This window comes from Lentzea chajnantorensis, assembly GCF_054300775.1.
In genome coordinates this window covers 4,399,669-4,413,842 of sequence record NZ_JBSDZT010000002.1, presented here as the reverse complement: position 1 = coordinate 4,413,842, position 14,174 = coordinate 4,399,669, and the positions used below count along the sequence as shown (strand labels likewise).

Below are 14,174 nucleotides of genomic sequence, written 5' to 3'. Positions count from 1 at the left end.
AATCTTGCACGATGCGCAAGTTTCGGTAGCGTGGAGGTGACACCGAGCGACGGCCCCGTCACGCGGGGCCGGGGACGGGAGCGCTTCCATGACCACGGCAGAGCGGCAACGCACCGCGCAGGAGCTGATCCGGCCCCAGCTGCCCGCTGAGCTGACCCGGCGCGGCCGGTGCCCGTTCGACCCGGCGAAGGGGCTGCTGGAGCTGAGCGGGCAGGGGCCGGTGCACCGGGTCGAGCACGGCGGCGAGGCGGTCTGGGTCGTCACCGGGCACGACGAGGCGCGGGCGGTGCTGGCCGACCCGCGGATGAGCGCCGACCGGTTCGGCAACCCGCGGGTGCGGGCGCGGATGTCGCCGGAGCTGTTCAACGAGATCTTCCCGCCCGAGCGCCGCGCCGGGTCGTTCATCTCGATGGACGCCCCCGAGCACACCCGCTACCGGCGGATGCTGACCGGGCAGTTCACCGTGCGGCGCATGCGACAGCTGGAGCCGCGCGTGCACGAGATCGTGACGCAGCAGCTGGACGCGATGGTCGCCGCGGGCCCGCCGTCGGACCTGGTGCACGACTTCGCGCTGCCGGTGCCGTCGCTGGTGATCTGCGAGCTGCTGGGCGTCGACTACGGCGACCGCGACGAGTTCCAGCGCACCACCTCGAAGCTGCTCAGCCTGACGACCACGATCGACGAGCAGATCAAGGTCGGCACCGAGCTGCGGCGCTTCATGCAGGGCCTGGTGCGCGCCAAGAGGGCCAAGCCCACCGACGACCTGCTGTCCGGCCTGGTCACCGAGACCGACCTGACCGAGGACGAGCTGGTCGGCATCGCGAACCTGCTGCTGATCGCGGGCCACGAGACGACGGCGAACATGCTGGCGCTGGGCACGTTCGCGCTGCTCGAACACCCGGAGCAGCTGGAGCTGCTGCGGGCCCGGCCCGAGCTCACCGAGAACGCGGTCGAGGAGCTGCTGCGCTACCTGTCGATCATCGCGTTCGGCGTGCCGCGGTTCGCGAAGGAGGAGAGCGAGGTCGGCGGTGTCACGATCCCCGCGGGTGAGACGGTCCTCGTGGCCGTGCCGGCGGTGAACCGCAGCCCCGAGCAGTACGAGGACCCGCACGAGCTGCGCGTCGACCGGCCGCGCGGGCACCACCTGGCGTTCGGGCACGGCATCCACCAGTGCCTGGGCCAGCAGCTCGCCCGCGTCGAGATGGTCGTCGGCTTCACCGAGCTGCTGCGCAGGCTTCCCGGCCTCAGGCTGGCCGTGCCCGCGACGGAGGTGCCGCTGCGCACCGACATGGCGATCTACGGCGTGCACGCGCTCCCGGTCAGCTGGGACGCGTGAGGCCGGTGCCGAGCTGGTCGATCCACCGGTCGATCAGCTCGGCACCGGACCACGTCCTGGTCGCCTCCGGCGAGTCGAGCCACCACTGCACGACCGAGCGCAGCGACGACGTGATCATCGAGGCCGCCACCACCGGGTAGGGGTCGACCTCCGGGTCCAGGCCGGTCCGCTCGGCGATCACCGCGGTCAGCTCCTGCTCGCGCGTCGAGTAGGCCGCGAGGACGTGCGGCAGCAGCGCGGGCGTGCGGCGCAACTCCCGCAGCTGCCGCAACCGGTCGAGGTCGAGGTGCTCGGGGAACGTGGACTGCAGTGCCGCCCGCAGCGCGGCCAGCAGCGGTTCCTCCGCCGGGCGGGACGCGAACGCGTGTACGAACGCCTCGGCCGCCGTGGAGTCACCGGCGACCACGGCCTCCTCCTTGGACGAGAAGTAGTTGAAGAACGTCCGCAGCGACACCCCGGCCGCGTGCGCGATCTGCTCCACGGTCACGCCGTCGAGGCCGTGCTGCACGCACAGGCTCCGCGCGGCGTCCCCCAACGCCTCCCGTGTCGCCGCCTTCTTGCGCTCCCGCAGGCCAGTCATGCCGCACACCCTAGGTCCTAGCGCCTGTCGGCGCCGTAACCGGGCGACGCGCGCGGACCTGCTGAGACGGTTGACCGAACCATCGAGCGCAGGTGTCAAAATTGGTCTGGACCGGATCTGCTCCGATCCCTTGTCACCCGCGTGAACACCTCACTACGGTCCGTGAGATCGCTCTCACAGACCCACGGAGGACCGGGTGCGCGTACTCGGAGTCGTCGTACTGACCGGTGCCCTGCTCACCGCGGTCCAGGCCACCGCCGCACCCCCGCAGCCGCCGCGGACCACCGCCGGCGCCGCACCGGTCACGCTGATCACCGGCGACCAGGTGTTGCCCGGTCAGCGCGCGGTGCAGCCGGCGCCGGGCCGGGAGCGCGTGCTGTTCACCTCGTACACGGCGGGCGGGCGGGAGTTCGTGGTGCCGGACGACGCCATGCCGTTCATCGCCGACGGCCGCCTCGACGAGCGGCTGTTCGACGTCACCGAGCTCGCGGGCCACGGCGGTGCGCTGCCGGTGATCGTCACCTACCCCGAGGGGGCGCCGCGGGCCCAGTCCGGGCTGGACCTGCCCAGCATCAACGGTGTCGCGTTCGACGCGGCCAGGACGCCGGTCACGGGACTGACCGCGGCGGGCACGTTCTCCCTGTCCGGTGTGGAGAAGGTCTGGCTGGACGCGAAGCGCCACGCCACCCTCGACCGGAGCGTCCGGCAGATCGGCGCCCCCGCCGCGCACGCCGCCGGGTACACCGGTGCGGGCACGACGGTCGCGGTGCTCGACACCGGCGTCGACCAGACCCACCCGGACCTCGCCGACCGCGAGATCGGCGAGCGGAACTTCACCGGCTCGCCGGACGCCGGTGACCACCACGGCCACGGCACGCACGTGGCGAGCATCATCGCGGGCACCGGCGCGCGGTCCGGCGGCAAGTACCGCGGTGTCGCGCCGGACGCCCGCATCCTCGACGTGAAGGTGCTGGGCGACAACGGGTCCGGGCAGGACAGCCAGATCATCGCCGGCATGGAGTGGGCCGTCGAGCAGGGCGCCCAGGTCGTGAACATGAGCCTCGGCGGCTTCGACACCCCCGAGGTCGAGCCGCTGGAGGAGGCCGTCAACCGGCTCACCGCCGAGAAGGGCACGCTGTTCGTGGTCGCGGCGGGCAACAGCGGTCCCGCGGGCGGCACGCTCGGCTCCCCCGGCACCGCCGACGCCGCGCTGACCGTCGGTGCGGTCGACGACCGGGACCGGGTCGCCGAGTTCTCGAGCCGCGGCCCGGCGCAGGCAGGCACGCTGAAGCCGGACCTGACCGCGCCGGGTGTGGGCATCGTCGCCGCCCTGCACTCCGACGGCCGCATCGGCGCCCCCGTCGAACCCGGCTACACCGCGCTCGACGGCACCTCGATGGCCACCCCGCACGTGGCGGGCGCGGCGGCGTTGCTGCGCCAGCGGCACCCCGGCCTGAGCGGTCCCCAGCTCAAGGCGCGGCTGACCGGCAGCGCCACGCCGGCCGCGGGCGCGACGCCGTTCGAGCAGGGCTCCGGCCGCGTCGACGTCGCGAAGGCCATCGCGCGGAACGTGACGAGCTCGCCCGGCAGCCTGAGCTTCGGCCGGCACCTCTGGCCGCACACCGGCGAACCCGTGGTGGCCAAGGAGATCACCTACACCAACGCGGGCACGGCACCGGTCACGCTCGACCTCAGCACCGACACGAACGGCGCGGTCTTCTCCGTCTCGCCGGCACAGCTGACCGTTCCCGCCGGCGGCACCGCCACCGCCACCGTGACCGCGGACGTCGCGCGGCAGCCCGCCGGTGGCGTGGTCGGCGGCGCGGTCGTCGCGTCCGGCGTCCGCACGGCCGTCGTGGTGGACCTGGAGAAGGAGAGCTACGACCTCACGATCAACGCCGTCGACCGCACCGGCGCCAAACCGGGCCACCTCAGCGCGTTCCTCGTGAACGTCGGCACCGGCGCCCGCGCGTGGCCCGGCAGCGCCACCGGCGTCGTGCGCGTCGAGAAGGGCGACTACCTCCTCAGCGGCAGCGTCCTGGGCTCCGCGGAGTGGACGCACGACTCGTTCAGCTACCCGAACCTGAGCGTGACCGGCCCGATGACGATCGACCTGGACGCCCGCACGGCCAGGCCGGTCGACGTCACGCCGCCGGTCGACGCGCGGCTCAGCCTGCTGCAGACCGGTTTCGAGCGGGTGCACGGCGGAACCGCCTACACCGTCGGCAACTTCTCCGTCGGCGGCTCGATCGCGCACCTCGGCCTCGCGCACCTCGGCCCGGACTCGGAGGAGGTCACCGGTCAGGTCGCCACGTTCTGGACCGCAGGCACCGACTTCTACGGCCTGGCCTGGTACCGCGCCGGCGGCACGTTCACCGGGCTGTCGAAGACCGTGGCCGCCAAGGACCTCGCCGTGGTGAAGGTCGACCTGCCCCCGTTGCGGGACGGCCAGACCGCCACCATCGGCCACACGGTCGCCCCTCGCGGCCGCGCAGCGTGGACCTACGGCTCGCTCGACGCCTTGGTCCCCGGCCCGCGCACGGAGTACTACGGCGGTGAGGGGGCCGACTGGTCGCGCCGCCTGACCCTGTTCTCCCCGGCCGGCTACGCGGGCACCCTCGACGGCCCGCTGCGCCACTACCGCCCCGGCAGGCACTACGGGGAACCGTTCCACCGCGCCGTCTTCGGCCCCGCCCTGCCCGCGACCCGCGACGTGCCGCACTCGTTCCGCACCGGCGACCTGGTCCGGGTGACGATCCCGCTGTTCGGCGACTCCGCGGGCAACGCCGGGTACAGCCCGGTCACCTCGGCCCGCACGACGGTCCTCCGCGACGGCGTCCGCGAGTTCGAGACCGGCGAACCCGGCTGGGCGGTGTACGACACCGCGCCGGGCGAGGCCGGGTACGAGGTCGTCACCGAGGCGGTCCGCGACAGCGCGCTGAGCACGAAGGTCTCGGGCAGGTGGACGTTCCGCTCGGGCACGACCTCCAGCCGGACCGCCCTGCCGCTGTCGGTGGTCCGCTTCACCCCGGAGCTCGACGACAACGGCACCGCACCCGCCGGCCGCGCGTGGGGCGTGCCGGTCACCACCCAGTCGCTGACCGGCGACGTGCGGGTGACGTCGGTCGAGGTCTCCTACGACGGCGGCACGACGTGGAAGTCCACCCCGGTGCACGGCAACCGCCTGCTGCTGGCGCACCCGCGGGACGCGAAGTCGGTGTCGCTGCGCGCCCGCGCGGTGGGCAGCGGGCAGACGGTGGAGCAGACGATCATCAACGCCTACCTGCTGCGGTGACGCGCTGAGCCGGTCCGCGTGCCCTGGCAGCTCACGAGGCGACAGGGCACGCGGGCCTCCCTTCCCGCACCGGACGACCTGGCCACGACCGGGGGCGCCGTGGTCAGCTGAGGAGCAGAGCCCGACGGCAAGGGGGTACCGCGGTGCGCGAACTGACCGACGAGATGGTCGCCGACTGGACCGCTGCACGCCCGGCGCCCGCCGCCGAACCGCCCCAGCTGGTCCCGCACCGCCACGTCGCCCGCGCCGGTGACGTCGCCGTGCACCCCGACGGCCGGCGGGCGGTGCTCAGCTGGTCGGCTCCGCGGATCGACCCCGGGCTGCTCAACCCCGCTCTGCACGTCGTCGCCCCGGACGGCACCGTGACCGACCTCGGGCCCGCACCGGCCGACGCGCGCACGCCGGTGTGGTGGGGCGACCGGATCTTCTACCTGGCCCTGACCCCGCCGGGCCTGCAGGGCGGGATGGCGGTGTTCGACCAGGACCACCGCAACCTCACCGCGGACCTGCCCGCGTGCCCGACCGACCTCGTGCAGACGGACGGCGCGCCGATCGTGGTGGTCGCGACCGGGCTGGACACCGAGTTCCACCGCCTCGACGACGCCTGGGCCGACGCGAGGCCGGGTGGAACGCCCATCGCACGCGTCAAGGGCTCCCACCGCCCCGGCCGCAGGGCACCGCTGGACATCCCGCTCGGCCCCCAGCACCGCCTGCGCTACCGGGCGCACGACGGTCTCGGCCTCGACGCCCTGCTCGTCCTGCCCACCGGCACGACCGGCGCGGCCGACGGCCCCTTCCCCCTCATCACCCTCGTGCACGGCGGCCCCTACGACCGCTGGGCCGACGACTTCCAGCTCGGCTGGGTGCCGTCCGCCCAGTGGTTCGCCCAGCAGGGCTTCGCCACCTTCCTGCCCAACCCGCGCGGCGGACTCGGCCGCGGCCACGCGTTCGCCGCGGCCGTCAGCCACCGCGTCGGCCTGGAGGAGTGGCAGGACGTCGAGACCGGCGTCGACCTGCTCGTCGAGCGGGGCATCGCCGACCCCGACCGGCTCGGCATCGCGGGTTGGAGCCACGGCGGGTACCTGGCGGCGTGGGCGACGACCCGGACCGACCGGTTCAAGGCGGCGTTCGTCGGTGCCGGCATCTCGCACTGGCCTCGGCAGGTCGCCACCGGCGAGTGGGGCCGGTTCGAGGCCGCGCTGAGCGACAGCCTCGACACCAGCCCGATCACCTACGCCGACCGCATCCGCACGCCGCTGCTGATCGTCCACGGCGCCGACGACACGAATGTGCCGCTGGAGCAGGCCGAGCTGCTGCACGCGGCCGTCCCGCACTCCGAGCTCGTCGTCTACCCCGGCGAGGGACACACCTTCGCGCAGCGCGCCAACAAGATCGATCTGCTGAACCGAGCCAGAGCGTTCTTCGCGAACGTCAGGGACTTGCGCAAGCCTTACGCAACACCCGCAACCAGACCGCAAACCACCGCAAGCGGACGCCTCGACGCCGAAGCAATTTCCCCGCACCGTTCGGACGCGAACCGAAGCCGTCCGACTTCACAGCATGGCTGGTGATCGAGCGTCCTGACCGCAAAAGGCCACTCAACCCCACCTCGAAGCACCCGTCTTTCCTGTTCAGAGCGCTCTGTCGCAAATTTGCGCAATCACGTCGAGATATTGCGGTAATCTGCTGGTCACTTCTACGGTGAGGCGCGCCACACCCCCTCGCGTCCCCACCGAGAAGGGCCAAGCACGCCATGTCACCGACGACACGCGCTCGCTCCCTGCTAGCCCCGTTAGCCGCAGCAACCCTCACCGCCGCGACGCTGGTCGTCGCCCCTGCCGCACAGGCCGCGCCGGTGAGCCTGGACCTCGCGCAGCAGACCAGGATCGACGAGGTCACCCTCACCAAGGCCGGTGCCGGCACGGAGACGTTCGCCGTGCAGACGAGCCTGGACGGCAGAGGCTGGTCCACGCTCGTGGCGGAACAGCCGCACACCTTCCGGGACGGCAAGGTCACCTTCCGCGTCGACCCGACCCTCGCCAAGCACGTCCGCGCCACGAAGACCACGGCGAAGCTCCAGGTCCACGAGGCGCAGGCGAGCGTCAAGCTGGCCGCCACCCTCACCGCCAGCAGCACGAACCAGGGCTACGGGCCGGGCAACGCGGGCGACGGCGACCAGTCGACGTACTGGGAGAGCGCGAACAACGCGTTCCCGCAGTGGATCCAGGCCGACCTGGGCTCCGCGACCAAGGCCGACCGGGTCGTGCTGAAGCTGCCGGCCGCGAACTGGGGCACGCGCACCCAGACGATCGCCGTCCAGGGCAGCACGGACGGCAGCTCCTTCACGGACCTGGTGGCGGCGCGGGGCTACGAGTTCAACCCGGCCGCGGCCAACACCGCCACCATCGACTTCACCGCCGCGACCACGCGGTACGTCCGGCTCCGCATCACCGCGAACACCGGCTGGCCCGCGGGGCAGCTGAGCGAGTTCGAGGTGCACGGACCGGCGACCGGTGACACGCAGGCGCCGTCCGCGCCGGCGAACCTCGCGTTCACCCAGCCGCAGTCCGGTCAGGTCCGGCTCACCTGGTCGGCGAGCACCGACAACGTGGGCGTCACCGGGTACGACGTCTTCGCCAACGGCAGCCTGCGCACCACGGTCACCGGCACCACCTACACCGACACCCAGCCCGACGGCCTGCGGGTGACCTACCACGTCGTCGCGAAGGACGCGGCGGGGAACCAGTCAGCCGCCAGCGGCTCCGTCACGCGCGAGGGTGCGACGGGCCAGAACCTGGCGCAGGGCAAGCCGGTCACCGCGAACCACAACGTGCACACCTTCGTCGCCGCCAACGCCAACGACGGCAACGTGCAGACCTACTGGGAGTCCAACGGCTTCCCCGGCACGCTGACCGTCGGGCTCGGCTCGAACGCCGACGTCTCGTCGGTCGTGGTCAAGCTCAACCCCGACCAGGCCTGGGGCGCCCGCACGCAGAACGTCGAGGTCCTCGGCCGTGCGCAGGACGCCACCGCGTTCACCAGCCTGGTGGCCGGCCGCGACCACCGCTTCGACCCGGCGAGCGGCAACAGCGTCACGATCAGCGCGGCCGCCAGGGTCGCCGACGTGCAGCTGCGGTTCACGTCCAACACCGGCGCGCCCGGCGCCCAGGTGGCGGAGGTCCAGGTGTTCGGCACCCCTGCCCCGAACCCCGACCTCACCGTCACCGCGACGTCGTTCACGCCCACGGCCCCCGTCGAGACCGACCGGATCACGCTCAACGCCACCGTCCGCAACGCCGGCAGTGCCGCGTCGGGAGCCACCGACGTGACGTTCTTCCTCGGCACCACCGCGGTCGGCACGGCTCAGGTCGCCGCCCTCGCGGCCGGTGCGCAGGCGAACGTGAGCACCGCGGTCTCCGCTCGTCCGGAGGGTTCGTACGAGTACACCGCCAAGGTCGACGAGACCGGGAAGGTGGCGGAGCAGAACGAGACCAACAACGCCCGCGTCCACCCCGACCGGCTCGTCGTGACACCGGTCCCGAGCTCCGACCTGGTCGCCGTGCCGTCCTGGTCCCCGAGCAACCCGGGCAACGGCCAGACCACCACGTTCAGCGTCGCGCTGAAGAACCAGGGCAGCATCGCGAGCGCGACCGGAGCACACGGCATCACGGTCACGGTCCTGAACAGCAGCGGCCAGACCGTCCGCACGCTCACCGACAGCCACACCGGCACGATCGGCGCCGGTGCGACGACCGCCCCGGTCACCCTCGGCACCTGGACCGCCGCCAACGGCCGCTACACCGTCCGCACGGTCATCGCGAACGACGGCAACGAGATCCCCGCCAAGCAGGGCAACAACACCAGCGAGCAGTCGCTGTTCATCGGCCGCGGCGCGAGCGTCCCGTGGCAGCACGTGGAAGCCGAGGACGCGACCGCCGGCGGTGGCGCGCAGGTCCTCAGCCCGAACCGCACGATCGGCGACCTCGCCGGTGAGGCGTCCGGCCGCCGTGCCGTCACGCTGACCGGCACCGGTCAGTCGGTCGAGTTCACGACGTCCGTTCCGACGAACACGCTCGTCACCCGGTTCTCCATCCCGGACAGCTCCGGTGGCGGCGGCATCACGAGCACCCTCAACGTCTACGTCAACGGCCAGTTCCACAAGGCGATCGACCTGACGTCGAAGTACATGTGGCAGTACGGCAACGAGGCCGAGCCGGGCAACTCGCCGGGAGCGGGCGGGCCGCGCCACGTCTACGACGAGGCCAACGTGGTGCTCGGTTCCACGTTCCCGGCGGGCACGAAGATCAAGCTGCAGAAGGACGCGGCCAACACCACGAACTACGCGATCGACTTCGTGAACTTCGAACAGGTGACGGCCGCCGCGAACCCCGACGCCGCACGCTACGCCGTGCCCGCCGGGTTCACCCACCAGGACGTGCAGAACGCCCTGGACCGCGTCCGGATGGACACGACCGGCACCCTCGTCGGCGTCTACCTGCCCGCGGGCACCTACCAGACGGCGCAGAAGTTCCAGGTCTACGGCAAGGCGGTCAGGGTGGTCGGCGCCGGCCCCTGGTTCACCCGCTTCCAGGCACCGCTGTCGCAGGAGAACACCGACATCGGCTTCTCCGCGCAGTCGTCCGCCAACGGCTCGACGTTCAGCGGGTTCGCCGTGTTCGGCAACTACACCGCCCGCATCAACGGACCGGGAAAGGTGTTCGACCTCGCGGGCGTCCAGAACATGACCATCGAGAACATCTGGGTCGAGCACATGATGTGCCTGTTCTGGGGCAACAACGTCGACAACAACGTCATCCGCGACAACCGCATCCGCGACATGTACGCGGACGGCCTGAACATGACGAACGGCTCGTCGGGCAACCGCGTCGCCAACATCGAGGCCCGCTCGACCGGTGACGACGCGTTCGCGTTGTTCGCCGCCACCGACAACGGCGGCAGCGGCCAGCAGAACAACGTCTTCGAGAACCTGTCGGTGCTCACGCCGTGGCGCGCGGCCGGTCTCGCGGTCTACGGCGGCAAGCTCAACACGTTCCGCAACATCTACGTCGCCGACACCCTGACCTACTCGGCGGTGACGATCAGCTCGCTCGACTTCGGCTACCCGATGGAGGGCTTCGGGCCGGAGCCGACGACGTTCAGCGGCCTCACCCTGGTCCGCTCCGGCGGTCACTTCTGGGGTGCGCAGACGTTCGGCGCGATCTGGATGTTCTCCGCCTCCAAGAAGTACACCGGCATCCGGGTGAGCGACGTCGAGATCATCGACCCGACCTACAGCGGGATCATGTTCCAGACCAAGTACAACGGCGCCGCCGAGAACGTCTTCCAGGACACGGTGCTGTCCAACGTGAGCATCTCCGGAGCGCGCAAGTCCGGCGACGCGTTCGACGCCAAGTCCGGTTTCGGCCTGTGGGCCAACGAGATGCCGGAACCCAACCAGGGTCCCGCCGTCGGCGAGGTCACGTTCAACGGCCTGCGCTTCAGCAACAACTTCCAGGACATCAGGAACACGACGTCCACCTTCAAGATCACCATCAACTGATACCCCTGCCGCGAAGGACAAGTCCATGAAATCCACGCTCATGAAGCGTGCGGTGAGCGCTGCGGTCGTCAGCGCACTCGCACTGTTCGGATTGACACCCACGGCGGGAGCAGCGGTCGTCCGCCTGTCCGCGAACCTGACCGCGTCCAGCAGCAACGGCCCGTACGGGGCCGGGAACGCCGGTGACGGCAACCAGGGCAGCTACTGGGAGAGCGCCAACGGCGCATTCCCGCAGTGGCTGCAGGCCGACCTCGGTGCCGCGAAGAGCGTCAGCAAGGTCGTGCTGCGGCTGCCCTCGAACTGGGAGCAGCGCACGCAGACGCTGGCCGTGCAAGGGAGTTCCAACGGCTCGCAGTTCAGCGACCTCACCGGGTCGAGTGGCAGGGTGTTCTCGCCCGGCTCGAACAACACGGTGACGCTCGACTTCGGCGCGACCAGCGTCCGGTACGTGCGCGTCACGGTCACCGCGAACACCGGCTGGCAGGCCGCGCAGCTCAGCGAGTTCGAGGTGCACGGCGAGTCCGGCTCGGTCGACCCGCCGCCCACCGGCGCCAACCTCGCGGCGGGCAAGCCGGTCGAGGAGTCCGGGCACGTGCACGACTTCGTCGCCGCCAACGCGGTCGACGGCAGCACCGGCTCGTACTGGGAGTCCAACGGCCTGCCCGGTCACCTGACCGCGAAGCTGGGCTCGAACGCGGACATCACCTCCGTCGTCGTGAAGCTCAACCCCGACTCGGCGTGGGGTGCGCGGACGCAGAACTTCGAGGTGCTGGGCCGTGAGGCGAGCGCGACCGCGTTCGCGACGCTGAAGGCGCGGGCGGACCACCGGTTCGACCCGGCCACCGGCAACACGGTCACCATCGCGGTGAGCGGCAGGGCGTCGGACGTGCGGCTGCACTTCTACTCCAACACGGGCGCGCCCGGCGGCCAGGTCGCCGAGTTCCAGGTGTTCGGCTCCTCCGCACCGGCGCCCGACCTGACGGTCACGAACCTGACGTGGTCGCCGGCCAGCCCCAGTGAGGCCGACTCGATCAATCTCTCCGCCACCGTGCGCAACGGCGGCACGGTCGCCTCCGGCGCGACGACCCTGAACGTCGCGCTCGGCGGCACGACCGCGGGCACCGCGCAGGTCGGCGCGCTCGCGGCGGGCGCCACGACCACCGTCACCGTCAGCGCCGGCCGGCGGGGCGCCGGGTCGTACGCGGTCTCGGCCACCGTCGACCCGGCCAACCAGGTCGCGGAGACCAACGAGGGCAACAACACCTTCACCTCCGGCTCGCCCCTGGTCGTCGGCCAGGCACCGGGTCCGGACCTGCAGGTCACCGGCGTCACGCCGAACCCGTCGTCCCCGGCGGCGGGCCAGCAGGTGACGTTCGCGGTGCAGGTCACCAACCGCGGCACGTCGGCGGCAGGCGCCTCGGTGACCCGCGTGGTCGTCGGCGGCAGCACCCTGAACGCCGCCACCTCCGCCATCAACGCCGGTCAGACCGTCACGGTCACCGTCGGCACCTGGACCGCCACCAACGGCGGCGCCACGGCCACCGCGACCGCCGACGCCACCAACGTGGTGGCGGAGACCAACGAGAACAACAACACCGCCACCCGGTCCATCGTGGTCGGACGCGGCGCGTCGGTGCCGTTCACGAGCTACGAGGCCGAAGCGGGCCGCCACAACGGCACGCTGCTGGAGGCCGACGCGAAGCGCACGTTCGGGCACACCAACTTCGGTTCCGAGTCCTCTGGCCGCAAGTCGGTGCGCCTCGACGCGCAGGGCCAGTTCGTGGAGATCACCTCGACGGTCAGCACGAACTCGATCGTCGTGCGCAACTCCATCCCGGACGCGGCCGGTGGCGGCGGCCAGGAGGCGACGATCAGCCTGTACGCCAACGACCAGTTCGTGCGGAAGCTGACGTTCTCCTCGCGCCACAGCTGGCTCTACGGCACGACCGACGACCCCGAGGGCCTCACGAACCGCCCCGGTGGCGACGCCCGCCGGTTGTTCGACGAGTCCCAGGCGCTGCTCGCGAGCTCCTACCCCGCGGGCACGAAGTTCAAGCTGCAGCGCGACTCCGGTGACACCGCGCAGTTCTACGTGATCGACCTGATCGACCTGGAGCAGGTCGCACCGGCGGCGCAGAAGCCGGCCGAGTGCGTGTCGATCACGCAGTACGGTGCCACGGCCGACGACCAGACCGACGACACCGACGCCTTGCAGCGCGCCGTGACCGCCGACCAGAACGGGGAGATCCCCTGCGTCTGGATCCCGGCCGGCCGGTTCCGCCAGGAGAAGAAGATTCTCACCGTGTTCAACAGCGGCGGGGACAACCAGGTCGGCATCCGCAACGTGACGATCCGCGGCGCCGGCATGTGGCACTCGCAGCTGTTCTCGCTGATCCAGCCGCAGGACGCGGGCACGATCAACCACCCGCACGAGGGCAACTTCGGGTTCGACGTCGACGACAACACGCAGATCTCCGACATCGCGATCTTCGGCTCCGGCCGGATCCGCGGCGGTGACGGCGGTGCCGAGGGCGGTGTCGGGCTCAACGGCCGGTTCGGCAAGAACACCAGGGTCACCAACGTGTGGATCGAGCACGCCAACGTCGGCGTCTGGGTCGGCCGCGACTACACCAACCTGCCCGACCGCTGGAACCCCGGCGACGGCCTGCAGTTCAGCGGCATGCGCATCCGCGACACCTACGCCGACGGCATCAACTTCACCAACGGCACCCGCAACTCCACGGTCTTCAACTCGTCGTTCCGCACCACGGGCGACGACGCGCTGGCCGTGTGGGCGTCGAAGTACGTGAAGGACCAGAACACCGATGCCGGCAGCGGCAACGCGTTCCTGAACAACACGATCGCGCTTCCGTGGCGTGCCAACGGGATCGCGATCTACGGCGGGTCGAACAACCGCGCGGAGAACAACATCATCTCCGACACGGCGAACTACCCCGGCATCATGCTGGCGACCGACCACGACCCGCTGCCCTTCGGCGGGACGACGACGCTCGCCAACAACGCCCTGTACCGCACCGGCGGCGCGTTCTGGGGTGAGGCGCAGGAGTTCGGCGCCATCACGCTGTTCTCGCAGAACCTGCCGATCCCCGGCGTCGTCATCCGCGACACCGAGATCCTCGACTCGACCTACGACGGGATCCAGTTCAAGGGCGGCGGCTCCGGCATGCCGGACGTGCAGATCACCAACGTCCGCATCGACAGGTCGAACAACGGCTCCGGCATCCTCGCGATGGCCCAGGCCCGCGGTTCGGCGAAGCTGACGAACGTGACGATCACCAACTCGCGCGACGGTGACGTCACGATCGAGCCGGGCTCGCAGTTCGTCATCAACCGGTAGATCCTCTTTAGAACCACCTCCAAGCGGGTATTACCCCGTTTGGAG

The 14,174-nt window shown here is 71.2% G+C and carries 6 protein-coding genes; 5 read left to right on the top strand and 1 reads right to left on the bottom strand.

The annotated features are described in order from the left end of the window. Positions 1-88 precede the first annotated feature (88 nt). The gene (locus ACVDFE_RS22235; protein ID WP_360389795.1) at positions 89-1,336 is read left to right on the top strand and encodes a cytochrome P450; all 1,248 of its coding nucleotides are present in this window, start codon (positions 89-91) and stop codon (positions 1,334-1,336) included. On the opposite strand, the gene ACVDFE_RS22230 is transcribed toward ACVDFE_RS22235, so the two are convergent. Beyond that, positions 1,320-1,916, bottom strand: a complete 597-nt coding sequence (locus ACVDFE_RS22230) for a TetR/AcrR family transcriptional regulator (RefSeq protein WP_360389798.1) — start codon at positions 1,914-1,916, stop codon at positions 1,320-1,322. The genes ACVDFE_RS22235 and ACVDFE_RS22230 overlap by 17 nt on opposite strands. A 196-nt stretch (positions 1,917-2,112) precedes the next feature. Between ACVDFE_RS22230 and ACVDFE_RS22225 the strand changes: the two genes are divergently transcribed. From ACVDFE_RS22225 to ACVDFE_RS22210, 4 genes are all read left to right on the top strand, one after another. Then, positions 2,113-5,211: a S8 family peptidase gene (locus ACVDFE_RS22225; protein ID WP_458431696.1), complete on the top strand. Its 3,099-nt coding sequence runs from the start codon at positions 2,113-2,115 to the stop codon at positions 5,209-5,211. Between the two features lie 143 nt (positions 5,212-5,354). Then, positions 5,355-6,782 (top strand): alpha/beta hydrolase family protein, encoded by a 1,428-nt coding sequence (locus ACVDFE_RS22220; protein ID WP_458431695.1) that lies wholly within the window; start codon positions 5,355-5,357, stop codon positions 6,780-6,782. A 284-nt stretch (positions 6,783-7,066) separates the two neighbouring features. Next, complete coding sequence (locus ACVDFE_RS22215) at positions 7,067-10,771, top strand: discoidin domain-containing protein (protein ID WP_458431694.1); 3,705 nt, start codon at positions 7,067-7,069, stop codon at positions 10,769-10,771. A gap of 25 nt (positions 10,772-10,796) precedes the next feature. Further along, a complete protein-coding gene (locus ACVDFE_RS22210) occupies positions 10,797-14,129 on the top strand; it encodes a CARDB domain-containing protein (protein ID WP_458431693.1) in 3,333 nt (1,110 codons plus the stop codon). Positions 14,130-14,174 lie beyond the last annotated feature (45 nt).